The organism is Uniformispora flossi, assembly GCF_049534875.1.
Lineage (GTDB): Bacteria > Actinomycetota > Actinomycetes > Streptomycetales > Streptomycetaceae > Yinghuangia > Yinghuangia aomiensis.
This window is the reverse complement of sequence record NZ_JBMULZ010000020.1, coordinates 22,028-48,514: the sequence shown is the minus strand read 5'-3', so window position 1 is coordinate 48,514 and position 26,487 is coordinate 22,028. Positions and strand designations below refer to the sequence as shown.

Annotated in this window: 24 protein-coding genes; 13 read left to right on the top strand and 11 right to left on the bottom strand. The window is 71.8% G+C overall.

Translation table 11 applies throughout. The features are described 5' to 3' along the window. Positions 1–31 precede the first annotated feature (31 nt). Complete coding sequence (locus tag ACPA54_RS32175; RefSeq protein ID WP_423535073.1) at positions 32–403, bottom strand: MerR family transcriptional regulator; 372 nt, start codon at positions 401–403, stop codon at positions 32–34. Between the two features lie 118 nt (positions 404–521). Between ACPA54_RS32175 and ACPA54_RS32170 the strand changes: the two genes are divergently transcribed. Continuing rightward, positions 522–1,394: an NAD(P)-dependent oxidoreductase gene (locus ACPA54_RS32170; protein WP_423535071.1), complete on the top strand. Its 873-nt coding sequence runs from the start codon at positions 522–524 to the stop codon at positions 1,392–1,394. Positions 1,395–1,632: 238 nt separating this feature from the next. Here the strand turns inward: ACPA54_RS32170 and ACPA54_RS32165 are convergent, their stop codons facing one another. Then, positions 1,633–2,868, bottom strand: a complete 1,236-nt coding sequence (locus ACPA54_RS32165) for an alpha/beta hydrolase family protein (protein ID WP_423535069.1) — start codon at positions 2,866–2,868, stop codon at positions 1,633–1,635. A 76-nt stretch (positions 2,869–2,944) separates the two neighbouring features. Continuing rightward, positions 2,945–3,442 carry an SAM-dependent methyltransferase gene (locus tag ACPA54_RS32160; protein ID WP_423535067.1) on the bottom strand — a complete coding sequence of 166 codons (498 nt, stop codon included), beginning with the start codon at positions 3,440–3,442 and terminating at the stop codon, positions 2,945–2,947. 161 nt (positions 3,443–3,603) lie between these two features. Here ACPA54_RS32160 and ACPA54_RS32155 point away from each other — a divergent pair, with 161 nt between their 5' ends. Together ACPA54_RS32155 and ACPA54_RS32150 are read left to right on the top strand one after the other, a co-directional pair. Further along, the gene (locus tag ACPA54_RS32155; protein WP_423535065.1) at positions 3,604–4,518 is read left to right on the top strand and encodes a phosphotransferase; all 915 of its coding nucleotides are present in this window, start codon (positions 3,604–3,606) and stop codon (positions 4,516–4,518) included. A gap of 312 nt (positions 4,519–4,830) precedes the next feature. Next, positions 4,831–5,916, top strand: a complete 1,086-nt coding sequence (locus ACPA54_RS32150; RefSeq protein WP_423535063.1) for a PRC and DUF2382 domain-containing protein — start codon at positions 4,831–4,833, stop codon at positions 5,914–5,916. Between the two features lie 150 nt (positions 5,917–6,066). On the opposite strand, the gene ACPA54_RS32145 is transcribed toward ACPA54_RS32150, so the two are convergent. Beyond that, on the bottom strand, positions 6,067–11,541 hold the full coding sequence (locus ACPA54_RS32145; protein ID WP_423535061.1) for an ATP-binding protein: 5,475 nt from the start codon (positions 11,539–11,541) through the stop codon (positions 6,067–6,069). A 343-nt stretch (positions 11,542–11,884) separates the two neighbouring features. Here ACPA54_RS32145 and ACPA54_RS32140 point away from each other — a divergent pair, with 343 nt between their 5' ends. Continuing rightward, positions 11,885–13,288, top strand: coding sequence for a hypothetical protein (locus ACPA54_RS32140; RefSeq protein ID WP_423535059.1), 1,404 nt, complete (start codon positions 11,885–11,887; stop codon positions 13,286–13,288). An 84-nt stretch (positions 13,289–13,372) separates the two neighbouring features. Here the strand turns inward: ACPA54_RS32140 and ACPA54_RS32135 are convergent, their stop codons facing one another. Both ACPA54_RS32135 and ACPA54_RS32130 read right to left on the bottom strand, forming a co-directional pair. Continuing rightward, positions 13,373–13,819, bottom strand: coding sequence for a cupin domain-containing protein (locus ACPA54_RS32135; protein WP_423535057.1), 447 nt, complete (start codon positions 13,817–13,819; stop codon positions 13,373–13,375). A gap of 25 nt (positions 13,820–13,844) precedes the next feature. Continuing rightward, on the bottom strand, positions 13,845–13,973 hold the full coding sequence (locus ACPA54_RS32130; protein ID WP_345675475.1) for a hypothetical protein: 129 nt from the start codon (positions 13,971–13,973) through the stop codon (positions 13,845–13,847). 74 nt (positions 13,974–14,047) lie between these two features. On the opposite strand from ACPA54_RS32130, the gene ACPA54_RS32125 reads away from it, so the two are divergent. The 3 genes from ACPA54_RS32125 to ACPA54_RS32115 all read left to right on the top strand — a co-directional run bounded on the left by ACPA54_RS32125 (position 14,048) and on the right by ACPA54_RS32115 (position 15,779). Then, positions 14,048–14,353 (top strand): hypothetical protein, encoded by a 306-nt coding sequence (locus tag ACPA54_RS32125; protein WP_423535054.1) that lies wholly within the window; start codon positions 14,048–14,050, stop codon positions 14,351–14,353. An 86-nt stretch (positions 14,354–14,439) separates the two neighbouring features. After that, complete coding sequence (locus ACPA54_RS32120) at positions 14,440–14,682, top strand: chaplin (RefSeq protein WP_345675473.1); 243 nt, start codon at positions 14,440–14,442, stop codon at positions 14,680–14,682. A gap of 389 nt (positions 14,683–15,071) precedes the next feature. After that, positions 15,072–15,779: a bifunctional DNA primase/polymerase gene (locus ACPA54_RS32115; protein WP_423535052.1), complete on the top strand. Its 708-nt coding sequence runs from the start codon at positions 15,072–15,074 to the stop codon at positions 15,777–15,779. 16 nt (positions 15,780–15,795) lie between these two features. Here the strand turns inward: ACPA54_RS32115 and ACPA54_RS32110 are convergent, their stop codons facing one another. After that, entirely contained in the window at positions 15,796–16,770 is a 975-nt protein-coding gene (locus ACPA54_RS32110; RefSeq protein ID WP_423535050.1) for an SCO2278 family lipoprotein, read from the bottom strand. A gap of 58 nt (positions 16,771–16,828) precedes the next feature. After that, positions 16,829–17,677: a type I methionyl aminopeptidase gene (gene map, locus ACPA54_RS32105; RefSeq protein ID WP_423535048.1), complete on the bottom strand. Its 849-nt coding sequence runs from the start codon at positions 17,675–17,677 to the stop codon at positions 16,829–16,831. 90 nt (positions 17,678–17,767) lie between these two features. On the opposite strand from map, the gene ACPA54_RS32100 reads away from it, so the two are divergent. Further along, positions 17,768–17,995 carry a hypothetical protein gene (locus ACPA54_RS32100; protein WP_423535047.1) on the top strand — a complete coding sequence of 76 codons (228 nt, stop codon included), beginning with the start codon at positions 17,768–17,770 and terminating at the stop codon, positions 17,993–17,995. Positions 17,996–18,136: 141 nt separating this feature from the next. On the opposite strand, the gene ACPA54_RS32095 is transcribed toward ACPA54_RS32100, so the two are convergent. After that, the gene (locus ACPA54_RS32095) at positions 18,137–18,640 is read right to left on the bottom strand and encodes a YegP family protein (protein ID WP_423535045.1); all 504 of its coding nucleotides are present in this window, start codon (positions 18,638–18,640) and stop codon (positions 18,137–18,139) included. A gap of 224 nt (positions 18,641–18,864) precedes the next feature. On the opposite strand from ACPA54_RS32095, the gene npdG reads away from it, so the two are divergent. Then, positions 18,865–19,557, top strand: a complete 693-nt coding sequence (npdG, locus tag ACPA54_RS32090; RefSeq protein WP_345675467.1) for an NADPH-dependent F420 reductase — start codon at positions 18,865–18,867, stop codon at positions 19,555–19,557. A gap of 228 nt (positions 19,558–19,785) precedes the next feature. Here npdG and ACPA54_RS32085 read toward each other — a convergent pair whose 3' ends face one another. Beyond that, entirely contained in the window at positions 19,786–20,397 is a 612-nt protein-coding gene (locus ACPA54_RS32085) for an NADPH-dependent FMN reductase (protein ID WP_423535042.1), read from the bottom strand. Positions 20,398–20,720: 323 nt separating this feature from the next. Between ACPA54_RS32085 and ACPA54_RS32080 the strand changes: the two genes are divergently transcribed. The 4 genes from ACPA54_RS32080 (at position 20,721) to ACPA54_RS32065 (ending at position 25,785) form a co-directional block, all read left to right on the top strand. After that, the gene (locus ACPA54_RS32080) at positions 20,721–20,978 is read left to right on the top strand and encodes a hypothetical protein (RefSeq protein ID WP_423535040.1); all 258 of its coding nucleotides are present in this window, start codon (positions 20,721–20,723) and stop codon (positions 20,976–20,978) included. A gap of 395 nt (positions 20,979–21,373) precedes the next feature. Further along, positions 21,374–22,414: a recombinase RecA gene (gene recA / locus ACPA54_RS32075; protein ID WP_345675464.1), complete on the top strand. Its 1,041-nt coding sequence runs from the start codon at positions 21,374–21,376 to the stop codon at positions 22,412–22,414. A gap of 184 nt (positions 22,415–22,598) precedes the next feature. Further along, entirely contained in the window at positions 22,599–23,708 is a 1,110-nt protein-coding gene (locus tag ACPA54_RS32070; protein ID WP_423535038.1) for a RecX family transcriptional regulator, read from the top strand. A 694-nt stretch (positions 23,709–24,402) separates the two neighbouring features. After that, positions 24,403–25,785: an L-serine ammonia-lyase gene (locus ACPA54_RS32065; protein ID WP_423535036.1), complete on the top strand. Its 1,383-nt coding sequence runs from the start codon at positions 24,403–24,405 to the stop codon at positions 25,783–25,785. A 75-nt stretch (positions 25,786–25,860) separates the two neighbouring features. Here ACPA54_RS32065 and ACPA54_RS32060 read toward each other — a convergent pair whose 3' ends face one another. Continuing rightward, positions 25,861–26,442, bottom strand: a complete 582-nt coding sequence (locus ACPA54_RS32060) for a hypothetical protein (RefSeq protein WP_423535034.1) — start codon at positions 26,440–26,442, stop codon at positions 25,861–25,863. Positions 26,443–26,487 lie beyond the last annotated feature (45 nt).

Here is a 26,487-nt window from a genome sequence, read left to right as displayed (position 1 = left end):
GGGTGACGGGTGACGGCGGATTGTCCTGGAGTCAGGCCGGTTGGGCCAGGCGCTGTTCGGTCGTGCTGATGTAGGCCGCCAGCGATTCGCGTGAGCTTGCCAGCGTGTTCAGGCGGTCGTCGAGGGTGGCCAAGCGGGCGCGGAGGGTGTCGACGATCTCCTGGCAGGGAGCCATCTCGGGGGCGGGGCCGGTGACGCAGGGGAGGAGGTACGCGATGTCGTCGGTGGAGAGGCCGGCCTCCAAGAGCCTGCGGATCTGGTGGACGGTGAGGACGGCCTCGTCGGTGTACTCGCGGTAGCCGCTGTGCCGGCCTCGGTGGGGTTGCAGGAGGCCCTGGCTCTCGTAGTACCGGAGTTGGTGGGTCCGGACGCCCGTCCGGCGGCTCAGTTCGCCGATCAGCACGGCTCGTTCCTCTCCACGAATGCACACGGCTTGACCTTCATACCGGTGTGAACGTCGAGCATCGCTGCATCGATTCCGGTCGGCGTTACGCCGAAGAATGTTCTTGTTGGGGGATGTCATGACTGCTGATGCTGCAACCCGTCCGGTGACGGTGCTCGGGCTCGGGCTGATGGGGAGCGCGCTCGCGCGGGCCTTCCTGCGGGCCGGGCACCCGACGACGGTGTGGAACCGCAGCGCGGGCAAGGCCGAGGTATTGGCCGCCGAGGGAGCGCAGGTCGCCGGGTCGGTGGCCGAGGCGGTGGCGGCGAGCCCGCTCGTTGTCGTCTGTGTCTCCGATTACCAGGCCGTACGCGAACTCCTGGTTCCGATCAAGGGGTTCGGAGAGGGCCGGACGTTCGTGAACCTGACGTCGGGGACGTCCCGGGAGGCACGTGAGCTGGCCGTCTGGGGCGGCGGGACGTACCTGGACGGGGCGATTCTCGCGGTCCCGTCCGGGATCGGGGCGGCCGAGACGCCGATTCTGTACAGCGGCGCGGCGGACGCGTTCGAGGAGCACGCGGACACGCTGCGGGCAATCGGCGGGGCTGCGGCCTTCCTGGGCGCCGACCACGGGCTGGCGTCGCTGCACGACGTGGCGGTGCTGAGCCTCATGTGGGGGACGCTGAACGGCTTCCTGCAGGGTGCCGCGGTGCTCGCTGCGGCGGGTGTGGACGCGGCGTCGTTCGCACCGCTCGCGACGATCTCCGCGAACACCGTCGCCGGGTGGCTCGGCGGTTACGCGGAGCAGATCGACAGTGGTGCCTACCCGGGCGACGATGCGGCGCTGGACACGCATCTTGCGGCCATGGAGCACTTGATCGACGAGTCCGAGGCGGTCGGACTCGACGCGTCGTTCCCGAAGGCCATCAAGCAGTTGGCCGACCGCGCGGTGGCGGCCGGCCGCAGCAAGGACAGCTACGCGGTGCTCGTCGAAGAACTGCGCAAGCGGTAGGCGGAATCGGATCCGGCTGTGCACGCGGGCGCCCGACGGCGGCCAAGCCACACCTTCGGGCGCCCGCGCGGGCACGAAACGGCCTGGTGCGTCGCCCCGACGGCCATCAAGCCGTCCCATGAGCGCGACATAGCTTTCCGCAAAGCTACTTCGATCGCGAAAAAACTATGGGGAAAGCTACTTTTGAAACCGTCCAGTCCCTTGCGGCAGCCGGTGGTGCTGCGGATGTGACCGGCCCTCAGCGCAGTTCGAAGCGCATCTCCGGGTATGCGCCCGACGTGCCGTCGAACAGCCGGGTGGCACGGCCGCGCAGGTGCAGGTCGAAGAAGGCGGTGACGAAGGCGCGGGTGGCGGCGACCGCACGGTCGGGGCGGATGGTGCCGAGCATCGGTTCGGTGGAGCCCGGCGGTTGGCCGAGGTGGGCGGCGATCTGCGGCATCAGTATCTGGATGTCGGTGTACGACAGATGGCGCGACTTCTCCAGGACGTACATCCGGCGCCAGCCGCGCAGGTTGGGCCAGAACTGCTGCCATGTGTCGTCGTACGTCATCGCCTCGTGGTCGGCCGCTTCCAGCAGCAACTGCGGACGGTCGAGGCCGCCGGCCACGACAGGCCCGAAGACCGCGCCGTCGAGGTTCGCCCCGGCCGTGAAGCGGCGGTCGGCGAACATCGCGGACGCCGCGGTGGCGCCGCCGCGCGAGTGGCCGAAGATGCCGACGCGGCCCAGGTCGAAGGCCCCGCACAGGCCGGCCGGCAGGCGGCGGCGGGCGGCGTCGGGGTTGCCGCCGCGGTCGATGTCGGTGAGCCGGTCGAGGACGAACCGCACGTCGGCGGTGCGGATTTCGACGGGGACCTCGGCCTCGCCCGGCTTGACGCCGTAGTACATGCGGCCGTCGGGGAACTCCACGACGGCGGCGTCGCCGGGGTGGTCGACCGAGGCCACGACGTAGCCGCGGGAGGCCAGTTCCTCGGCCTGGTTGGTGCCGAACGCGCGTACTTCGTCGTACCCCGGCGAGTAGATCAGGACGGGCGCGCGACCGGCGCCGCGGGCGTACGGCGCGGTGTCCCGGGCATGAGTGAACGGAAGCCCTACTGCCCCGGCGGGGATGCCGTTGGCGGCGAGCAGCAGGTTGCCACTGGCCTCGGGCAGCCACGGCATCACGCCGCCGCCGTGCGGGGCCGCCGGATAGAAGAGGCTGACCATCAGCTCGCGCGGCGACGTCGGGTCGGATGCCCAGATGTCGGTGCGGTCGTGGTCGACGAGGTGCAGGTCGACGCGCCCGACGGGGAACCGGCCGGTGGGCGCGGGCAGGACGAGACGCGGCGCGGGCGTTCCGGCCGCGGGCCCGGCGGCCGGCGCCACGACCGCATCGGCACGTGCGGGCGAGGCGCCGAGAACGCCGGCGAGTCCGAGGCCCGCAGTGGCGCCGAGCCCCGCAGTGAAACCACGACGACTGAGGTGGCGGATCGTCATATCGGTCCTTTCGGTGAAACGGGCCGAGGCATACGCAGGTCCGCGTGTCGTGTCCCGGGAGAAGCCGACCTGCCCGTCAGGCGATTCGTGCGACGGATCGCCTCGGGCCCGCGAAGGTCCGCCTGGAGGAAAGGAAGACGGTACGGCCGCGATCGGGGGATGCCGGCGTCAGGGCTCGGGCGTGCGCCAGGACGATCGGGTCGTTGTCGACGTAGGCCACGTGCGCGTCGGGGTTGATCTCCTGCGCCACCTCGTGCGTGTTGCCGGGCGCGTGGATGCCGGTGCCGATGTCGAGGAACTGGTCGATGCCCTGCTCGACGAGAAAGCGCACCGCACGTCCGAGGAACGCGCGGTTGTCCAACGCGGTGACGGACGTCTGCGGCGCCACCGCGATGAACCTGTCGGCGAGTTCGCGGTCAGCGGCAGAGTTCGTCTTGCCGCCGATGTGGTAGTCGTACACGCGCGCCGGGTGGGGTCGGGAGATGTCGATTCCGGCCGGGGCCCAACCGTCGGTATCCTCGGTGCCGGCCGGCAGCCGATACGCCGACTGGGTCTCGCCGTTGTCACGCGTCATCGTCAACTCCCCCGGAAAGTACGGCTTTGAGTGACCGCCGTCAGGCTAACCGGTGGACTGGTTGGCAGCGGGCAGGGGTGCGCCGCGCGGATAGCCGGCGCGCTCCACGCCTGTGCAGGATGGCGGTTTCTCGACACGACTTCCGCGCACGGGGGTGGGCGTTGGCCACATACACCGGTCTGGATCAGCTGGACTTGCCCGGCCTCGCGACTCGCTACGGGCTGGGGGAGGTGCGCGCCGAGCCGCTCGTCGGCGGTGCCGTCAACTCCAGCTTCCGACTCCGCTCCACGGCAGGGGAGTTCGTCCTGACGGCGCTGGACGGCCACGACGCGGCCAGTGCCGTGGAACTGGCGCGGCGGACGCGGATGTTCGCGGCGCTCGGCGTCCCGACCGGCGACGTCGTCCCGGACACCTCGGGCGCGCTCGTCACCGCGGTCGGCCCGCACCAAGTGATGCTGAAACAGTGGTTGGCCGGGCGGGTTCACACGTCCCTGCCCGAAAGCCTGCTGCGCGACGCCGGAGAACTGCTCGCGCGCCTCCACCTGCTGCCCGCAACCGCCACCGGCCTGCCCTCCGGCACGCGTCGGCTGGCCGAGGCGGACCTGGCCGGCCTGGAGACCTGCACCGACCGCGAGTTCCGCGACTGGGTGATCGAAACCGCGGTACTGCCAGACCCGCACACCGGGGCGGAAGTCGTCTGCCACGGCGACTTGTTCATGGACAACCTCGTCGAACGGCCGGACGGCTCGCTGGCCGTCATCGACTGGGAGACGGCGTCGATCGACGACCCGGTCTTCGACCTCGGCATGGCCGCCGTCGGCCTGTGTCAGTCGCCGGCGGGGGACCGGATCGACCCCGCCCGGCTCACCCTGCTGCTCGACGGCTACACCCGGCTGCGACCGCTGCCGGACGCGGACCGGGCCCGGCTCCCGGACGCCATCGTCGAGTCATGCGTGCTCCTGGCCGTGCACCGCTACCACCGCCGCGGGACCGGCCGCGCCCACCGCCAACTGATCCCGGTCGCCGCCTCGGCCCGGACACGCGCACGAGACGCGGAATCCCAGGCGATTCACTAGACCCAGCCGCCTCGATCCGCACCCCGTCGACTTACAACCGCAACTCGGACGTTTCCGATGGGAATCATGGGACAGCCGCAAGGGCGAGGAGACCGTGCAGGTCCCGCCGAGCCCCGGGGAATCGGCAGAGTCCGCCGAGGCGGCCCGGCCGGGCCGCGCACTCCTGGCGAAAACTCGGGAGAACTCGGGAGAATTCAGGAAGCAGCTCTCAAGCGTGCCGCATGCGCGTTCGGTCGGCAGCCGACTGCCTTCGAGCAAGCGCGGCCCTGGCATACGCCTGCACAGGCGGCCCGTCTGGGAGGGAGTTCGAGCATGATCACCCATGACCAACTGAGGAACGTCGTGGACCATCCGGTCTTCGACACCGACGGCAAGAAGATCGGCGATGCCCGCCACGTCTTCTTCGACGACGCCTCCGGGAAACCGGAGTGGGTCACCGTGAAGACCGGTCTGTTCGGCAACCACGAGTCCTTCGTGCCGATCAGGGACGCCCAGGTCGTCGACGACCACATGGAGGTCCCGTTCTCCAAGAACAAGGTGAAGGACGCCCCCAACGTCGACGTGGACGCCGGCGGCCACCTGTCCGCCCAGGAGGAACGGCGGCTCTACGACTACTACGGCATCGCCTGGGACGCGGCGTGGGAGCGCGCGAACCAGCCCGGCGACGGCTGGGCACACGGCGGCAAGGACGCCTCCGGCACGGCCGGCACCGCGGCAGCCGCCGGCACGGCCGGAGCCGCTGGAACCGCCGGGGCGGCCGGGATGGCCAAGTCGCGTGACGGCAAGAAGGCCGCAGCCGGCGGGACGGCGACGACCGGCAAGCAGACCGACGCGACCAAGCCCGCCGCGGCGGCTATGCCCACCGGAACGGCCAAGACCACCGAAACTGCCAAGACCACCGGAATGGCCACCACCGCCGCAGCCAAGCCCGGCACCCCGGGCACCGCCGGCGCCGCAGCCGAAGGCGCCGCCATGACCCGCTCCGAAGAACAGATGCACGTCGGTGTGGAACGCCACGAAGTCGGCCACGCGCGGCTCCGCAAGTACGTCGTCACCGAGGAGCAGGAACAGACCGTCTCCGTGCGCCACGACGAGGTGCGGATCGAGCGTGAGCCGATCACCAAGGCCAACCGCGACGCGGCCATGGCTGGGCCGGAGATGTCCGAGGCCGAGCACGAAGTGATCCTGTACGCCGAAGAAGCCGTCGTCGAAAAGCGGGTGACCCCCGTCGAGCGGGTGCGCCTGACCACCGAAGAACACGTCGAGCAGGAGACGGTGAAGGGCGAAGTCCGCAAGGAACGTATCGACACCGAACTCACCGACGCGGCCGGCCGGCCCCGCAAGCCCGGCGACGCAGCAGGCGAATCCGGCAAGGGCAAGGCCCAGGGTCCCCACTAGCCCGCGCCGGATCCCCGACCCGGAGGATCCCGAACATCGGGCCGCGCCCCCGCCACCGACGGAAACCGCCGAAAAACCGCCGGGGCCGAAGCGGAATCCCGCCCCGGCCCCGGCCGCAACTCTCACATCACAGCCCTCGGGTTCAGCACATCAGCCGACCGACCACCGCTTCAGTCCGTCCTCGACCGCCGCGATGATCCGCGGCCGCATTTCCGCCGCATCGATCACCGCGTCGACCGAGCCGACCTCGACCGCCCGGCGGATGCTGTGCACGCGGTCGAACTCCGCCGCGACCTCGCCGAGCTTCTCGGCGCGCACCACCGGCTGCAGTTCGTCGCGCTGCGCCAGCAAGGCCGCGCGTTCGGTGCCGTCGGCTGCCGCCGCGCGGGCGTGCAGTTCGGTCACCCGCGGGTCGCCCGCCGTGCGCTTGTCGACCTCGCCCGCGAACACCACCGCCGCCGCCGGAGCGCCGCCGAGCACCGACGCGAACGAACCGTCCAGCGCCAGCACCGTCATGTTCGGGTTCAGCGCCTTCGAGAACACCACGAACGCGCCGCCGTGGTACCGGGAGATCACGCAGAACACGATCGGCCCGTCGAAGTTGACGACCGCGCGCCCGATCTCCGCGCCGTACTCCAGCTGGAGCTTCCGCATCGACTCCGGCGAACCGTCGAAGCCCGACAGGTTCGCCAGCACCACCACCGGCCGGTTCCCCGACGCCGCGTTGAGCGCCCGCGCCGTCTTCTTCGACGACTGCGGGAACAGCGTGCCCGCGGTGTACGCGTCCGGACCGTCGGTGGGCGGGAAGCCGCGGCGCGACACCGCCCGCGACTCGATGCCGATCAGGCACACCGGGCGTCCGCCGAGGTGCACGTCCTGCACGACCGACGTGTCCGCGTCCGCCATTCCCGCCCAGCGCTCCAGCACCGGGTGGTCCTGGTCGGACAGCGCCCGCATGACCGTGCGGATGTCGAACGGCTTCTTCCGGTCCGGGTTGTGCGCGGCCGAGAAGATCTCGCCGACCCGGGCGAAGTCGCTGCCCTCGACCACATGCGGGAAGTCCGACACGTCCCGGTCGACCGGGTCGCTCGTCGGCGCCGGGCGCGGCGACGTCTCGCCCGCCGCGACGTACGTGTGGTCGTAGTGCGCCATCAGCAGTTCGTGCGCGGCCGACAGATCCGGCGCCCAGTACTGCGCCTGGCCGTTCGGGCCCATGACCCGGTCGTAGCCGCCGATGCCGAAGTTGTCCTCGGCCGACACGCCGCCGGAGAAGTCCAGCGCGTGCTTGCCGGTGAGCACCATCGTCGAGTCCGGCGTCATCACCAGGATGCCCTTGGTGTGCATGAGCATCGTCGCTTCGGCGTTCCAGTACGGCTGCGCGCCGACGGTGATGCCCGCGACGACGATGTTGATCTCGCCGCCGTCCTGCGTGAACTCCACGATCCGCTTGAGGGCCGCGGCCACCCAGTCCATGTTCTCGGTGCCCGAGTCCATCGAGATCCGGGCGCCCGCGGACAGCGCGTACCACTCCAGCGGCACCCGCATCTGCTCCGCGAGGTCGATCGCGGCGATCACCCGGCGGCACTCCGGCTCGGACAGCGCGCCGAGCGCCTTCGTCGGGTCGCCCAGCAGCACCACGCGGGTGACCCCCTGCGGGTGCCGGGACGTCGTCGTGGTGACGACACCCGCGACGATGCCCGCCGTGTTGCGGCCCTTCGCCCGTGAGACCGGCACCAGCCGGTGCTCGTCGTCCAGGTCGTGCTCGACGAAGTCGCCGATCATGTCCGTGAGTTCGTACGGGTACGGGGTGTTCCGCGCCTGCGCCCGCAGCACCTTCTGCCGGTACTGGTCCAGCGGCTCGACCGGCTCCACCGGCGGCTCGCCGAAGCTCAGTTCGGCACCGCCCGCGGCGTCGAACGAGAACCGCACGGCCGCCTTGCGCAGCGCACCCGTCTCCCGGTCGCGCTGGCGCGCGATGAACAGGATCTCCTCCAGGCCGGCACCCGCGGTCGTCGGCATCATCCGGCGGCCGAGCATCTCGACCTCTTCGCGGGTGAAGTCGATGGGCGGCCAGACATAGACCACGATGCGGTTGGTCGGGAAGCGCTTCTGCGACGGACGGGCGACGTGCGCGCGCCGGATCGCGTCGACACACGCGGCGATGGTGTTCTCCGTCGTCGGCAGCGCGACGAGCTTGCCGTCCTGGTCCCGCAGTTCCGTCAGGTCGCGGATCTGCGCGAACGCCACCAGGCGTTCGTCCGCGGCATTGTCGGGCGAGACACAGCGGTACAGGTAGACCTCTTCGTCCGACGACGGCAGACGCGTCAGGTCGAACCGGCCCCAGCGCTCCATCTGCATGCGCTGCGCGATGTACGGGTGCAGACCGCGGATCAGCCGGTCCTCGGCCATCCCGTCCGCCGTCGGACGGAACGTGAAGTGGTGGTGCATCACGGCACCGCCGCGGCCGGCTACCGTCGTGGTGATCCGGCGGACCCCGTCCGGCTGCGGCTGCGCCGCGAGCGCCTCGTGCAGCGCGGCGGCCATCGCCTCGAAGTCGTCCGGCTGGCTTTCCCACGCCAGGTAGATGTCTGCGTCTATGGCGTGCCCGCCATTGCGGTCGGCCAGCTCGGCGAGGCCCCGCAGCGCGCCGCCCAGCTCGTCGAAACGCACCGCGGTGGACGCCACGTCGCCGTCCGCGCGCTGCGCCACCACGAACGTGCCGCCCGCGTACTCGCGGGTGTCCACCGACACGAGCGCCTTGTTGCCGTAGTACCGGCGGGTCAGCACCTCCAGCATGACGGCGTTGTCCACGCCCTCCCGGACGAGGCGCTGGCCGAGCAGCCGGACCAGCGGCTCGGTGCTGCGCACCATCTCGGCGATCCGCTCGTCGCGGTCCGCGGCCTCCGGGGCGGCGTCCAGGTGCCGCAGGTGCTTGCGCACGTCCGCGTAGACCCGGGCCCGGTTGCGGCGCAGCAGCGGCTGCGCGAACCACGAGAACACCACGCCGCGCGCCAGGTCGGCGACCACCGGGAAACGCACCTGGGTCGCGGTGACCAGCTGCTCCAGGGTGTGGCCGACGGCTTCGCGCAGCGACGCGTCCGCCAGCGGCTCGCCGAGCCACTCGCGCAGCAGCGCGGCGACGATCTCGGCGTCCGCGGACGCGCGGCGCTGGGCGAGGAAGACGCGGAAGACCGCGGCCTCCAGCTCCGGGGTGCGGTCCAGCTCGGTGACGCCGTAGTGCCCGAGGGCCTTGCCGAGCTTGGCCTGGAACGCGGGGGTCAGGCCGGCGCGCTCCGCGTCGAGGCTCTGCAGGTAGCGGTGGAAGTGCTCGCGGGCGCTGTACGCGTGGTCGTCGCCGTCCTCGCGGACCGGCCGGTTGCGGCTCAGCTCCGCGACGTCCGCGAACACGCCGATGAGGGCGAGTTCCTCGGCGTGCGGCCGGTGGTCGTCCTCGGCGAGTTCGCGGCGGGCCGCGAGGTAGTCCTCCAGGACCCGGCGCTCGTCGTACGGGTCGGCGTCGTACCCCAGCAGCAGGCTCCGCAGGTCCTCCAGGCCGCGCGCGGCCCGCTCGGCGGCCGCCAGGTCGCCGGGGCGGTCCGGCAGGTCCAGCTCGACGGGCGCCGCCGCCTCGGTCTCCTCGGCCTCGGTGTCGGCCAGCGGCTCCAGACGCAGCAGCGCCGCGCCGGTCTCCACCTGGCTGCCCACCGCGACGACGCACTCCTTGAGACGCGCCTTGAACGGTGCCCGCAGCACCGTCTCCATCTTCATGCTCTCCAGCACCAGCACCGGCGCGCCCGCTTCGACCTCGGCGCCGACCGCGAGCGGCGTGGCGACGACCAGCGCGGGTGCGGGAGAGCGGACCACGCCGCCCTCGTCGAGGCTGACCCGGTGCGCCACCCCGTCGACCTCGACCAGGTGCGTGGGGCCGTGGGTGCCGATGAGCACCCGGAAGCGGCTGCCGTTCACGGCGATGCGGCCGGAGTGCGTGTCGAAGCGCTCCAGCTCGACGTCGGCCGTGCGGACCTCGCCGCCCGTTTCGATGCCGACCCGGAACCGGCGCGCGCCGACCCGGGTGGCGCGGACCCGGTAGCCCGCGCCGCGCAGCCGCAGGTCGAGCGGGCGGCCCGACTCGTGCCGGACCTGCGGCCGGCCGCCGAACGCGGTGGTGAGGAGGCGGGCCTGCTCGACACGCTCCTCGTCCTGGTACGCCTCGATCGCCGCGGCGGCCACGGCGACGCCGGAGTGGCGGTGCGCGACCAGGCGGCCTTCGCCGCGCACCCGGTCGATCCAGCCGGTGTCCGCGGACCCGTCGACGACCTCGGGCTGGTCGAGCAGGTCGAGGACGAAGCTCTTGTTCGTCGCGCCGCCTTCGATGACCACGGTGGTCTCGGCCATGGCGCGGCGCAGTCGGCCGAGCGCCTGGTCGCGGTCCCGGCCGTAGGCGATGATCTTCGCGATCATCGAGTCGAAGTCGGCGGGGATCTCGTCGCCTTCACTGACCCCGGTGTCCACCCGGATGCCGGGGCCTGCGGGCAGCACGAGGCGCGCGATGCGGCCCGGTGCGGGCGCGAAGTCGCGGTCCGGGTCCTCGGCGTTCAGCCGGGCCTCGACGGCGTGCCCGGCCTCGTCCGGCCGCGGGCCCTCCAGCCGCCCGCCGGACGCGACGTGCAGCTGCAGGCGGACCAGGTCGGTGCCGGTGGTGATCTCCGTGATCGGGTGCTCGACCTGCAGGCGCGTGTTCACCTCGAGGAACGCGAACAGCTTCTCGCCGGGGTGGTACAGGAACTCCACGGTGCACGCGCCGCGGTAACCGACCGCCAGCGCGAGCCGTTCGGCGGAGGCCTTCAGCTCGCCGGCCTGCTCGGCGGACAGCACGGGGGAGGCGGATTCCTCGATGATCTTCTGGTTGCGGCGCTGCACCGAGCAGTCCCGCACGCCCAGCGCCCACGCGGTGCCCTGGCCGTCGGCGACGACCTGCACCTCGACGTGCCGGGCGCCGGTGACCAGGCGCTCCAGGAAGACCACGCCCGACCCGAAGGCGCGCAGTGCCTCCTGGCTGGTGCGCTCGTAGGCGTCGGCCAGCTCGTCGGGCGATGCCACCATGCGGATGCCGCGCCCGCCGCCGCCCGCGGTCGCCTTGAGCATCAGCGGGTAGCCGATCTCGCCGCCCGCGCGCAGGGCGTCCTCCAGCGTCCCGACCTCGCCGCGGCTCCACGGCGCGACCGGGACCCCGACCTCTTCGGCGAGGAGCTTCGCGCCGATCTTGTCGCCGAGCTTGCGCATCGCGTCCGGGCTCGGGCCGACGAACGTCACACCGATCCGCGCGCACAGCTCGGCGAACCCGGCGTCCTCCGCGACGAAGCCCCAGCCGACCCACGCGGCGTCCGCGCCGGTCTCGCGGAGCGCGCGTCCCAGGACCTCGTGGTTCAGGTACGGGCGCGCGGCGGCCGGGCCGAGCGAGTACGCGATGTCGGCTTCGCGGACGAACGTCGAATTACGGTCGGCGTCGGTGTAGAGCGCCACCGTCTCGATGCGTGCTCCGGTTTCCGCGGCGAGATCCCGGACCGCGTGGATGAGCCGCATCGCGGCCTCACCACGGTTGACGATGGCAATACGACGAAACACGGACCGAGCCTCCCAGAGCTGCGCGCAGCAGGCAGAGCCCTCGGGCGGGCCTTCACCTGCACAGGTTTCCCACCCTGCTGGAAAATCGTCTCGCACACCAAGGCCAACTCCACGCGCGCCAAGCCCCTGATTTTGTAGGGATCTCACAAAAGGTGGTGAGCCGACAGGCCCTTACAGGGCTCTCCGGGGCGGAATTCCGGGCGGGATCGCGGTGTGCCGGAGCGGGGGGTGGCGCCGCGGTGCCTCGTCCGGAGCCCGCCGGCAAGTCCGCGTGAACCGCGCTGCACACCGTCGCCCCGTGGTGCGACGATGTGCAGTCCGCCGGCGAATACGGGGGCGATCGATGACCGAGCCGCAGGACGAGACGTGGCAGCGCGATCCCACCGCGGTGATAGACGCTTACGCCCGATCCGTGCGTGATCGCGTGGTGGGCGCCACCATGGTCGGCCTGACTCGGTTCCGATCGTCCATGGACCGGGAGTACGGGAACGAGACCATACCCCGCCTGGAGGCCTGGGGGACCAAACGGACCCGCAAGGCCGACAGCGAGATGCGCCGAGCCGACAAGATGTTCCGGCGGCAGGTCCTCGAGTATGCGAAGCGGGAAAGGCTCGGCAAGTACCACGAACTTTTGAAAGCCGAGACAGAACGGGCAGCGACCAAAGCCACAGAATGGGGCGCGCCGCCGGGGGGTCCCCTCGACCCCCAATGGTCGAGGCAGTTGTCGGAGGCCGTGGGCGGGGTGCCGGATTCGACCGCCGTGGCGATCGACGACGTCCTCGCAGGCGACCGCTATGTAGACGAGGCCTTCATCCACAGGTCCCCCGGGCCGGGCACGCTGCGCCACCACCCCGAGGCCTTTGACTGGCTGTACGACGCGGTCGATTCGGCGGCGGACTTGGCGATGCCGCCCCACCTCGGCGAGCTGTACGAGGCCGGCCGCCTGCAGGTGACTGCGACGGCGGAACTCCTCGAAGCACAGAGGCGCTTGCAAGACCCCAAGCTGTCCGCTACGGACCGGAGCCTGCTCTACGAACTGCACGCCGCGGCCGGGGCCGAGCACCGGGAGAAGGCCGACGCCGCCCTCGGCCGGTGGGTGACGGAGTACGTCCAGCGCTTCGACGATCTGGCGCCCCGGCGTCTCGCCGAGATCGTGCGTGAAGCCGGACTGGGTGCGGAACTCGGTGTGACCCAGCGCCAGGCCGAGGCGGAACGGGCGCGGATCCGGCGGGCGAACCTTGCCGCACTCCGCGAACGACTTGCCGCGCAACCCCCTTGGGAGCAGCAGCCCGTGCCGATCGTGGCAGCTGCCAAGCCGGGGGCCGCGCCCACACCTGGCCACCGTGATCCCACCCCCAAACCGGTGTCCGACCGGGTCGCCGACGTCCCACGCAACGTCCCCGAGATCCGCGTCCCGACACCGCACGGCATTCCCCGGCTGCATCCCGCGGCCGACACTGCCGCCACCTACGGGTTGCCTAGGCCCTCGGTGCGGGCGGCCGCCGCGAGCGTCACCGCGCCGGCTCCGACCCACCTGCCCGCCGCAGGCGCGGGGCTGCCCGCCGCCGGGAAGCACCCCCAGGCGGTGGCAACCCCGCCGCCGTCGCCATCCGCCGCGTCGCGCGCCACGTCCGCCGCGATGCATGCGGCAGCTGCCGCCAACACGCGGTCGGCAGGCGGACCACAGGACATCACCGTCCCTCGCAAGGGGCCGACCAAGGCGTTGGCAGTCGCGCGCGAGCGTTGACCGGGCTTCCGCCGCCGCGATTCCCGCGAGACAGCAGACACGGGCGCGCGCCCGCACACGGCGAAACCGTAAGGTGCCGACCGCTCACAGCGTCTCGGTCGCGTACTTCGCACGCAGTGCGGCAAGGCGGTCGCCGTCGAGCGTCTCGCCCGCTTCCAGCGCCCGGTGCAGGTCCCGGAAATAGTCCTCGTAACCGGCCGGGGTGAGGAGGAACAGGCAACGCGCCCACGTCTCCGTGGTGTTGCGGAATCCGTGCGCGGCGCCGATCGGGACCGACACGGACCCGCCCGCGCACAACGTCACGGCGCCGTCCGCCAGATCGAAGGTGATGTCGCCGTCGAGGACGTGGAAGTGTTCGGCATGCGCGTGATGCACATGTGGGGCCGCACCCACGGCCCCGGGCGGCAGCGCGTACTCGACAACGGCCAGTGCCCCGCCGGTCTGCGCGCCCGACAGGCGTACCACATACGAACCCACGGGTCCGCGCAACCGCTCCCCGCCCTCGGGGAGGGTCATCGTGACATCGGTCATCCCCGGATTCTGCCGCGGAACGGCCTCACGCCTCTCCGGTGCCCTCGCACGTCGAGCAGTCCACCCATTCCCGCCGCTGGACGACCTTGCCGTCCTGTCGCTCGGTGACCAACCGGTAGTAGCCCTTCCTGCCCTGGCACACGCCGCATTCCATCGAAGGCCCTCCGTCCGCCGCGAACGCCGTTACCGTGAGTTTAGAACCAACGACACACTGCGGCTGGAGTGCCCGTGGATGACGACAACGGATGGCGGAACACGTGGCCGTTCCGGTGCCACGACGACGCGCCGCACGCGTGGAAGTACAACGGCGACTACGTGCCGGGCAAACCCTGGTCGAAGCACTGCCTCAACTGCTTCATGGTGAAGGCGGGCAACACGACCGACAATGACCCCGCCCCGGCCGACCTCCCCGCTCCGCCCGCGCCGCGCCCGGGCGGAACGCTCCCCGTGGCCGGTCCTACGGCCGGTCCTGCGGCCGGTCCGTCGGTCGGTGCGGCGGCCGCCGCCCCGCCCGCCGCTACGAAGAACGGGTGAACTCGGGCAACGATCCCGTATCCCTCCGCGGAGCCCCTCGTTGCGCAGGATGCCGAACCCGATCGGCAGCTCTACGTGGAGGAATTGTGAAGAACGCGAAGAAGGCGGCCGTCCTCGCGGCCGTGGCCGGCGGCGTCCTTGCCGCCGGTGCCGGTGCGGCCCACGCCAGCAGCGAGGCGAACGGCGCCGCCGTCAACTCGCCCGGCGTGCTCTCCGGCAACAACGTCGAGGTCCCCGTGCACATCCCGGTGAACGTCTGCGGCAACACCGTCGACGTCATCGGTGCGCTGAACCCGACCTTCGGCAACACCTGCGTCAACGCCGGCTGATCACGCCGGACGGGACACCCGGTCCCGGCCGGCCGCGTCGCTCCGGACGGCGCGGAGGACAGCCGCGTCGCGCCCCGAACCATGTCCCCGCGCCACCGAACGCGGTCGCCCTCCTTGGCCGCCCCGGCGGCGACGCACCGCCCCGCTCCCGGTCCGCCGGGGGCGGGGCGGCCCGCATTGCAGCACCCGGTCACACCAGGTCGTCTTCCGGCCACCTCGTCGCCAGGATCCGGCCAGCTTCGGTCGGCAGCGAACCCGCGGCGGCGGTCCGCTCCGGCGACCCGCGACAATGGGATGGCCTACCTCGGTTCTCCCGCGCCGCGCCCCGCGTCGTGCACGACGACGCCGCGCGTCGGGGATCATGGACAGCAGGCGGAAGAAGGGGTGCCATGGACCGTTCGGACCACATCGGCAAGAGGGCCCGCGTGGCCGGCTGGCTGCGCCGCATGCAGCGCGAGGACCCCGGAGCCGCGCGCGACCGCCGCACCGAACTCGTCCTCGACGCCGTCCGCATGGGCTGGCCGGTCTGCCCGGCCGCACACCCGCTGGCCTACGGATGCTCCTGCGACCGCGTCGGCTGTCCGGCGCCCGGCATGCATCCGATGTCGTCCGCCTGGCAGACCCAGGCGAGCACCGACCCGGCGCATGTGCGGCGCTGGCTCGAGCGCTATCCGGACGCCAACTTCGTCACCGTCACCGGCACCTCCCACGACGTCCTCGACGTCCCCGCCGACGCGGGCGCGCTTGCGCTCGACCGGCTCGGCGACGAGGCCGGCCCGGTCGCCGCATGCGGACCGGAGCGCGTGCTGTTCTTCACCGCCACCCGCGGCACCCCCGTCGACGAGGACGAATGGTGGCCGTGCGAGCTGGACAGCCACCCCGAAACCCTCGACGCGCACCCGGGACTGCGCTGGCACTGCCGCGGGTCCTACGTCCTGCTCCCGCCGGCACAGCACCCGTCCGGCACGCAGGTCCGCTGGATCCGCGGGCCGGAGACCCCGCTGCCCGACCCGCTGCGCGTCCTCGACGTGCTCACCGACGCGTGCGACACGGTCGGCGCCACGGCAGCGGACTCGCACTGGCTCATGGGGCGGTAGGCGCCGGCCGCCCCGGTCACTCGCCGTCCGCGCCCACCACGCCGGACGCCGTCGCCACCACCCGCACCTGACCGCCGCCCGCGGGCGGCACGGCCACCGCGTACTCCGCGAGCCGCTGCTCGGTGACCGAGCGGGTCGGCTTGCCGGTCACGAACGCGCCCTGGCTCGGGTCCAGCTCGCCGAGGGTGTTCGGGGGCTGCATCGTCAGCTTCATGCTGTGCGTGACCGCGAACAGGACCAGGGCGCCGCCGTCCCGCAGCCGGATCGCCATCGGGCGGTACTGCGTCGTGGGCATGTCCGCGAACTGCCGCACGAAGCCGTCCTGCACCGCGCCCTCGCGGGACTTGCGGGCCTCGGACGTCTGCGCCCCGGGCGCGAACAGCGCCGACTTGCCGTCCGTGAGATAGCCGGTGAACTCCTGGGCGGCCCGGCTCGGTTCGACCGCCAGCCCCGGGGTGTCGAGGCCGACCTCCTCGACGTGGCCCGTGCTGTCCCGGTACGGCTCGGGCAGCGGCTCGCCCGGCTTCGCCGACGGGCCCCACGACGCCATCCACGGCGCGTCCGGGCCGGACTTGACGAACACGAGCAGCATCGTGCGGTTCTGCGCGTACGACGGGGTGTTCTGCACCGCGAACCACTTCGGCCAGCCCACCGGCCGCGGGATCCAGAACTGCGGGTTGTTGTGGGTGACCGGAGGCGTGGGCCGGGCCCGCTGCGGGTCGGAGAACCGCAGGATCTTCAGCGCGCCCTGGTCGATCGCGCCGAACGAGCCGGCCTCGATCGTCTTGTTGAGGTCCGGATCGCGCTTCGCGTAGACCTCGTTGTTGCGCGCGTCGAACTCCGCGAGCACCTTTGCGGCTTCGCGTTCGTCCAAGGGCGCGACGCGCGCCCGGGCGCCGTCCACGGTCATGCAGGCGGAGGCGGATATGCCGATCGCGGCCGCGGTGGCCGCTGCCGCGGCGGAGCGCGCCGCGCGTCGTCCCAGGGCCATGGCACCCTTCAGGCTGGTGGTCGGACCGACGGTCGAGCGGGGGACCGAATGTGTCTGCCTACGGCAGCGTGAGGACCTCCGCGCCGGTGTCCGTCACCACGATCGTGTGCTCGAACTGCGCGGTGCGCTTGCGGTCCTTGGTGACGACCGTCCACCCGTCGTCCCACATGTCGTATTCGTAGGTGCCCAGCGTCAGCATCGGCTCGATGGTGAACGTCATGCCGGGCTCCATCACGGTGACCGCCCGCTCGTCGTCGTAGTGCGGGATGATCAGGCCGGAGTGGAACGACGAGTTGATGCCGTGGCCGGTGAAGTCGCGGACGACGCCGTAGCCGAAGCGCTTGGCGTACGACTCGATGACCCGCCCGATCACGTTGATCTGCCGCCCCGGCCGCACCGCCTTGATGCCCCGGTTGAGGGCCTCGCGGGTGCGGTCGACGAGCTGCCGAGACTCCTCGTCGACGTCGCCGACCAGGTAGGTCGCGTCGGTGTCGCCGTGCACGCCGTCGATGAACACCGTCACGTCGATGTTGACGATGTCGCCGTCGTTCAGGCGTGTGGTGTCCGGGATGCCGTGGCAGATGACCTCGTTGATCGACGAGCAGATCGTCTTCGGGTAGCCGCGGTAGCCCAGGCAGGACGGGTAGGCGCCGTGGTCGAGGATGTACTCGTGCGCGATGCGGTCCAGCTCGTCCGTCGTCACGCCGGGCGCGACGTGCTTGGCGGCCTCCGCCATCGAGCCCGCGGCGATGCGCCCGGCCACGCGCATCTTCTCGATGGTCTCGGCGCTCTGCACGTCGGGGCCGGTGTAGGGCGCGGGGCCCGGCTTGCCGACGTATTCCGGGCGCGGAATGTCGGCGGGGACGGTGCGGATCGGGGTGGGCCTGCCGGGCACGAGAGTCGCCATAACCTGCGAGTGTAGCCAGCGCGGGCCGGGCATCATCACGGGCGAAACCTCAGCGGCCCTGGGGGGAGACCCGGGAAAGAGGAGTACGCGATGTTCAGGCTGTGGCGGCGCCCGAAAGGCAAGCCGGGGGAGTGGTATTACTGCGTGCGGCACAACAAGGTCGAGGAGGGCCCCGAATGCCGGGCGCTCGACCGGCTGGGCCCGTACACGACCCGCTCGGAGGCCGAGCACGCCCTGGAAATCGCCCGTGAACGCAACGAGGCGTGGGACGGGGACCCGGAGTGGAACGACCGGCCGAAGGGGAACCCGCCGGCCTAGCGGCGGCTCCGAAGCGGACTGGCGGGTGGACACGAGAACGGCGACGGCCGGACCGGCGGGTGCGTCCTGCGCCCGCCGGTCCGGCCGTTCCCGGCACGTCCCGCGTGGTCTCCCACGCCGCTTCCGGCCCTGATTCCCGCGTTACTTCTTGCGCGCCGCGGCCTTGCGCGTGGTGGTCTTGCGCGCCGCGCTCTTCGTCGCCGGGGCGCGCTTGGCCGTCTTCTTGGCGGGGGCCTTCTTGGCCGTGGCCTTCTTCGCCGTCGTCTTCTTCGCCACGGTCTTCTTGGCCGGGGTCGCCGTCGACGCGGTCTTCTTGGCCGAGCTCTTCTTCGCGGCCGTCTTCTTCGCCGCCGCCTTCGTCGCGCTGACCTTCTTTGCCGCGGTCTTCTTCGCCGCGGAGGCCTTTGCGGTGACCTTCTTCGCGACCTGCTTGGCGGTCTTCTTCGCGGTCGGCTTCGCGTCGGCCTTCGTCCGGTCGTCCACCATTCCCCCCTCACCCATGCGCTGGACGGTGCGGAGGGCGGTCATCGCCTCGCGCTTGGTGTCGTACGCCGGGGACTTCGCCAGCGTGGCCCCCTTGGCGGACTCGACCATGAACACGTATTTCCCGGTGCGCGCCTGGCTGAGCACGAACTTCGCCGGCATCGGTGCCTCCCGTGGGCGGGACATGTCCGGCCCGGTGCCGAACGATTTCCTTATCAAAAGAGCATGATTTGTGCCGGTTGTCACATGTTTGGGGGGTCTTTAGGTAAGTGTCAAAGGTGAAAATTCATGCGGATGGCGGCTTAGGTCGGAATTGAGACTGTGACCTCGGCTGCATCTGACCGCCGTCTCGTGCCTCTTCACGACCTCGCTGGCAGGATCACGCCATGACTACCCCCTCCAACGCCCAGCGCGACCCGCGCGAGCTGCCGGACGTCGGCAGCCTCGTGGTCGGTGTCCTCGGCGGCACCGGCGAGCAGGGCCGCGGCCTTGCCTACCGCCTGGCCGTCGCGGGCCAGAAAGTGATCATCGGTTCGCGCAGCGCGGACCGTGCCGAGTCCGCCGCCGCGGAGCTGGGCGCGGGTGTACGCGGGACCGACAACGCCACGTGCGCCGCGGAAAGCGACGTCGTGATCGTGGCGGTGCCGTGGGAAGGCCACAAGGAGCTGCTGGCTTCGCTGGCCGGGCAGCTCGCGGGCAAGATCGTCGTCGACTGCGTCAACCCGATGGGCTTCGACAAACAGGGCGCGTACTCGCTTCCCGTCGAGGAAGGCAGCGCCGCCCAGCAGGCCGCGGCCGTCCTGCCGGAGTCGCGGGTGACGGCGGCGTTCCACCACGTCTCGGCCGTGCTGCTGCTCGACCCGAACGTCGAGGCGCTGGACACGGACATCATGGTGCTCGGCGACGAGCGCGCGGCGACCGACATCGTGCAGGCGCTCGCGGGCCGCATCCCGGGCATGCGCGGCGTGTACGCGGGCCGGCTCCGCAACGCGGGTCAGGTCGAGGCGCTCACCGCGAACCTGATCTCGGTGAACCGCCGTTACAAGGTGCACGCGGGGGTGCGGGTCACGGACGTGTGACCTGCCGCATGCCGCATGCCGCATGCCGCGTGAGGCTGTGACGTGCGACCGGTGCCGTACGCACCCGGTCGCGGTGCGGCCGCCGCTGCCATGTGCAACCGCCGAGGGCCCGACACCATGCGGTGTCGGGCCCTCGGCGGTTTGCGTGCGCTGCTGTTGCCGCGGTTGGGCGGCGGTGCCGGCCGGTCCGGTCGGTCCTCCCCGGCCGGGCCGCCGTCGCGGACGCGGTCAGCCGGCGAGCGACGCGGCCCAGGCGTTGAGCGCCTTGACGTGGTTGGCGCCGGTGTTGGCGTCCACGGCGAGCTGCAGCGCCTCGAGCAGGTACTTGACCATGCCCGCGGTGGCCGGGTCGTTCAGCGTGGCGACGGCCTGCGCGTCGACGCTTACCCGGGTGTGCACCTCGGGGATCGCGATCTCCGGGCCGCTGACGACGTACGCGGCCAGGTTGCGGAGCTGACCCTTCAGCTCCTCCTGCGCGCGGATGCCGCCCTGGACGCCCGGCGACGAGGAGAGCACGGCGACCGGCTTGCCCTGCCAGGAGGACTGGCCGTACGGACGCGACGCCCAGTCCAGGGCGTTCTTCAGGACGCCCGGGATGGCGCGGTTGTACTCGGGCGTGGAGATGACGACGCCGTCGGCGGCCTGGACGGCCTCACGCAGGCGGATGACCGAGGCCGGGACGTCGCCCTCCAGGTCCTGGTTGAAGTGCGGAAGCTCGTCGATGCCCTTGAAGACCTCGATGGACATACCCTCGGGGGCGAAGGGGGCGAGCGCGTTGAGCACCGCGGTGTTGAAGGACTCGGCGCGGATCGAGCCGGAGATGGCGAGGATGCGGGACATGGGAGGACCTCCGAAGAGCGCTGGTTGAACGTTGAACAAGCTACACCCGGGTCGTTTCGATTTCAACTTTCTTCGGTGGGGTGCGGCTGCGGGCGCGACGTGAGGCGCCTGCGGGTGCGGCTCGGGGTGGCTTCGGCGGTTTCGGAATGCGGTTCGCGACGGTGGCGCCGGTCCCCGTGGCGCACTGGTTCGCGGCGGTGGTGCCGGCCTCCCGGGTGTGGGGTTCGCGGTGGTGCCGCCGGTCCCCGTGGGGCGGGTTCGGGGCCTGCGGTCCGGTCGGGGACAATGGGGTGTACGCCACCGCCGTCACGGGAGTTCGGCCCATGTCCACCCCGCCCACCGCAGACTCTGCCTCCGCCTCCGCTTCCGCCGGATCCACCCCGGCTCGCACGCCGCGCGTCGCGATCCTCGCGGTCGTGGTCTGCGTGCTCGCCGTGGCCGCGGCGGCCGTCGCCTTCGTGAACGGCAGCTGGCTGGGCGTCCCGTTCCTGCTGCTGGCCGCGGTCGACGGCAACATCGCCTGGTACTACATTCTTCGCGCGCGCCACCCGCGACGGGTTGCGGCGTCGCGGGACGTCTGACCGCGGGGCCGGCGCTCCGGCCCGGCTTCTTGTCTCCCGGCTCTCCCGGCTCTCCCAGCCCCCTCGGCGGCACCCTTCGTTGTCGTCCCCATCCCTCGATCGGGTGACGTTCGCCCCACCCCGCGCCGCCCCTGTGCCGTGCGTCGTTCGCGGCCGTCCCCACCTGCCCAAACGCCCTCCCGGGCGGCCCGCGCCACCCCCGTGTCGGGCACCCCTCTTTCGCCTGAATCCCCGCCCCTTGGTGCGTGTCAGAGTCGTGATCGAACAAAAGTTCGCATACGCTTGAGGCGCGGAGTTATCCACAGGTGTGCGAGGCGGGCCCCACGATGTCGGTCGGACGGGTTAGCGTCATGACAATGAAGCGCACACCACGACCCGACAGGGCGGCATCAGCGATGGCAGGACAGGACCGCGAGAAGGCGCTCGACGCCGCCCTCGCCCAGATTGAGCGTCAGTTCGGCAAGGGCTCCGTCATGCGCCTCGGCGACGACGCGCGCGCCCCCGTCGAGGTCATCCCCACCGGGTCGATCGCGCTCGACGTCGCCCTCGGTATCGGCGGCCTTCCGCGCGGCCGCATCGTCGAGGTCTACGGCCCCGAGTCCTCCGGTAAGACCACCGTCGCGCTCCACGCGATCGCCAACGCGCAGCGGGCCGGCGGCGTCGCCGCGATCGTCGACGCCGAGCACGCCCTCGACCCGGAGTACGCCCGCAAGCTCGGCGTCGACACCGACGCCCTGCTGGTCTCCCAGCCGGACACCGGCGAGCAGGCGCTCGAGATCGCCGACATGCTCATCCGCTCCGGCGCGCTCGACATCATCGTCATCGACTCCGTCGCGGCGCTCGTCCCGCGGGCGGAAATCGAAGGCGAGATGGGCGACTCGCACGTCGGCCTCCAGGCCCGCCTGATGAGCCAGGCGCTGCGCAAGGTCGCCGGTGCGCTGAACCAGACCAAGACCACCGCGATCTTCATCAACCAGCTGCGCGAGAAGATCGGCGTGATGTTCGGTTCGCCGGAGACCACGACCGGTGGCAAGGCGCTGAAGTTCTACTCGTCGATCCGGCTCGACATCCGCCGTATCGAGACGCTGAAGGACGGCACCGAGGCGGTCGGCAACCGCACCCGCGTCAAGGTCGTGAAGAACAAGATGGCCGCGCCGTTCAAGCAGGCCGAGTTCGACATCCTGTACGGCGTGGGCATCAGCCGCGAGGGCGGCCTGATCGACATGGGCGTCGAGCACGGCTTCATCCGCAAGGCCGGCGCCTGGTACACGTACGAGGGCGACCAGCTCGGCCAGGGCAAGGAGAACGCCCGCAACTTCCTCAAGGACAACCCCGACCTCGCCAACGAGATCGAGAAGAAGATCAAGGAAAAGCTCGGTGTCGGCCCGCGCGTCGACGCGGAGGCCACCGAGGAGGAAGCCCCGGCCGAGTCCTGACCGGCCGCGGGTCGGCGGGATCCCGCAGGGGAGCACGCACGAGCCCCGCACGGGGCGGACGAGAGCAGCGGCGCGCGGCGGTCACGTCGACGGCGCGCCGCACGGCTCCGGCAGGAGGGCGGGATCGGGCGGCTGCCGCCCGGCTCGGGGGCCTTCCGCCGCGGAGCACGAGGAGCAGTGCCGCGTGAGCAGCGGAGCAGCGGGCGGCGAGCCCGCCTGGAACGACACGTGGGCGAAGGAACTCACCGACGAGGAGCGCGTACGCGCGCTCGCCTCGCTCGGCGAAGCGCTCGCGGGCGGCACGACGCTGTCCGCGGACGCGGCGAGCACGTGGGCGAAGACGGAACGCCGCACCGGCCCGCGTCGAGGGTCCGCGGCGGGGGACGGCGACGATGCCGCGCGTGGGGGGCGGCAGCGGACCCGGCGTGCGTCGGCGTACGAGGCCGATGCCGACGACCCGTTCGCCGGGGCGGCGACGGTCGGTGGGGGGCGGAGGGACCGCGACGGGGCAGGCACGGGAGGCGGCTCCGGCTCCCGCTCTCACGACCTCGAAGGCCCTGATGACGCCGACTCCTCCGGCGACCCCGATGACGGTTACGGCGGTTCCGGCACCCGCCGCGGCCGTGGGGGACGCCGCGGACGCGGCCGCTCCGGCCCGCGCTGGTCGAGCGGCACCCGCGACGAAGCGGAGAGCACCGACCCGGACGCCGGACGCGGCACCCGCTCCGCCGACCGCACCCGCCGCCGCGGCCCGGCGCAGATCGACCCCGATCAGGACCCGGAGGCCGCCGCCCGCGCGATCTGTCTGCGGCTGCTGACCGGCCAGCCGCGCACCCGCGCCCAATTGGCCGACGCGCTGCGGCAGCGCGGCGTGCCGGACGAGGTGGCCGACCACGTCCTCGGTCGGTTCACCGAGGTCAAGCTCATCGACGACGCCGCGTTCGCCCACGCCTGGGTCGACACCCGCCACGTCGGCCGCGGCCTCGCCAAACGCGCCCTCGCCCGCGAACTCCGGCACCGCGGCGTCGCCGCCGAAGTGGTCACCGAGGCCGTCGAACGCCTCGATCCCGAACAGGAGTTGGCCACCGCCCGCGTCCTGGTCGCGAAACGCCTCCCGGCCACCCGCGGCAAGGACCGCCAAGTCCGCATGCGCCGCCTCGCCGGCATGCTCGCCCGCAAGGGCTACCCCGAAGGCCTCGCCCTCCGCGTCGTCCGCGAAGCCCTCGACGCCGAGGCCGACCAGGACGACGTCGACGACGACGCGTGGACGTACGACCCGCAGATCCCGGACTGACCGGGGGCGGGCGGAGGCGGGTGGAGGAACGGCAGGCACACGGACCCGGAGAACCGCCGCATGGCGCCCGCGGGCCCCGCGGCGCAGCCCAGCGCGGGCCGACGTGCCAACCGCCCGGGTTCCGCAGCCTTCGGACGAGACGACCGCGCCACACGACCCGAGAACCGTCGACTGCCACCCACAGGCCCACAGCAGGGGCCCGGCAGGCCGATCACCAAGCGCACTGATCCCGCCGCGCCCACGTCCGCTCCCGCGGGCATGCCCCACACTCGCGCCCACACTCGCGCCCGCGACTTGCGCCCGCGCCCTTGCACCGCCGGGTCCGCACGCCTGCCGCGCATGCGCGGCACCCCGCCGATGCCCTCGTTCGAGCCCTCTCGGCGCGTGCGCCCTGCCCCATGGCCACGGAGCTGTGTGGCGGCGTCCGGAGGGCGGGGCGGCGGTCGGGGGGCCGCGGATCGTCTGGCGGCACCCCGGGGCAGCCGACCCGGTGTGTGGTCGATCCCGCGGCCGAACCGCGCTGTTCCGGCCGTCCTCGGATCCCGCGACCGGTGGGCCGGCCATCCGGCCACCGCCCGCTCACCGCCTGCGCCGCCGCCCGCATACCCTGGGAGCATCCGCCCGGGTGCCACAAGCCATCCCGGGCGGGAGCCCGTTCCCACCCCGACCGGCGACCGCAGGAAAGGCCACCGTCTTGGCGATCAGCGTCTTCGACATGTTCTCGATCGGCATAGGCCCGTCGAGTTCGCACACGGTCGGCCCGATGCGCGCCGCCCGCATGTTCGCCCGACGGCTCAAAGCGCAAGGCCTGCTCACCCAGACCGCGTCCGTCCGCGCCGAACTCTTCGGCTCCCTCGGCGCCACCGGCCACGGCCACGGCACTCCCAAAGCCGTCCTGCTCGGCCTGGAGGGCTACTCCCCGCGCACCGTCGACCCGCTCGGCGTCGAACCCGTCCTCGACCGGATCCGCAGCGCCCGCCGCCTCCGTCTCCTCGGCGACCAGGTCGGGGACGCGCACGAGATCCCGTTCGACCCGGACCGCGACCTGGTGCTGCACCGGCGGCGGTCGCTGCCGTACCACGCCAACGGCATGACCCTGTGCGCGTACGACCCCGACGGCGTGCCCGTGCTGGAGAAGACCTACTACTCGGTCGGCGGCGGCTTCGTCGTCGACGAGGACGCCGTCGGCGCGGACCGCGTCAAGCCCGACGACACCGAGCTGCGCTACCCCTTCCGCACCGGCGACGAACTCCTGCGGCTGACCCGCGAGACCGGCCTGTCCGTCTCCGCGCTCATGCTCGAGAACGAGAAGGCCTGGCGCACCGAAGCCGAGGTCCGTGCCGGACTCCTGGAAATCTGGGACGTCATGCAGGCATGCGTGACGCGCGGCCTCAAAACCGAAGGCATCCTCCCCGGCGGCCTCAAAGTCCGCCGCCGCGCCGCCCACACCGCCAAGGCCCTGCGCGCCGAGGGCGACCGCGCCAGCCACGCCATGGAGTGGGTGACCCTCTGGGCGATGGCCGTCAACGAGGAGAACGCCGCGGGCGGCCGCGTCGTCACCGCCCCCACCAACGGCGCCGCGGGCATCATCCCCGCGGTCCTGCACCACTACGCCGCGTCCGTCCCCAGCGCCGACGACGACGGGATCGTCCGCTTCCTCCTCGCGGCCGGCGCCGTCGGCATGCTCTTCAAGGAGAACGCCTCGATCTCCGGCGCCGAAGTCGGCTGCCAAGGCGAGGTCGGCTCCGCCTGTGCCATGGCCGCCGGCGGCCTCGCCGAAGTCCTCGGCGGCACCCCCGAACAAGTCGAGAACGCCGCCGAAATCGGCATCGAACACAACCTCGGCCTCACCTGCGACCCGGTAGGCGGCCTCGTCCAAATCCCCTGCATCGAACGCAACGGCATGGCCGCCGTCAAAGCCGTCACCGCCGCCCGCATGGCCCTCCGCGGCGACGGCCGCCACCACGTCTCCCTCGACAAGGCCATCAAAACCATGAAGGAGACAGGCGCCGACATGAAGACGAAGTACAAGGAGACAGCCCGCGGCGGCCTCGCCGTCAACATCATCGAATGCTGAGCGAAGCCTGCTGACTCGAACGACGGTGATCCACGCTCGGCAACGTTGATCGGCCCCGGCCGTCACGCGGCCGGGTCAGTATGTCGGGCAGATGTACTGGTGGACGACGTCGAGGATCTTCTCCGCGGTGGCGGCCCCGAATCCGTCGGGGTGCGTCGGTGCGGTGAAGCGTTGGTTCGCCAGACCGACGAGCTTGGCCCGGTCCTTCGGGTCCTGGCCGATGGATGTGCATTGATCACGGCCGCGGCTCACGGCCTTGTCCTCCTTGCCGCTGACGATCGCAGGGTCGATGGCGTTGAGCGCGGCGATGTACTTCGCCTGCGTTGCGGCGTCCGGTTTGGGCGGCACACCGGTGGCCGCGGGGGTCTTACCGGGCGTGGACGCCGTGATGGTCGACGCGGCCGGAGCATTGCCCGTCGGAGTGGTGGCCGCCTGGATGGTCGCAGGCGCAGACGTGGGTGCTGTGGAACTGCTTGCCTTGCCGTCGGGCTTCGTGTCGTCGTCAGTGCAGCCGGAGGCAAACAGGGCGACGGCGATGATGGCAGCAACAGCGAGTGGTGCGCGGCGCACGAGCAATTCCCCCCAGAGTTGGCGACTGTCGGGGAGTTGGACCAACGAAGCGGGCGGATGGTTGTCGCGCGGACGCGAATCGGCCATCGGTGGTGCGAACTTGCATGTCGCCACGAGGCGCCGAGCCGACGC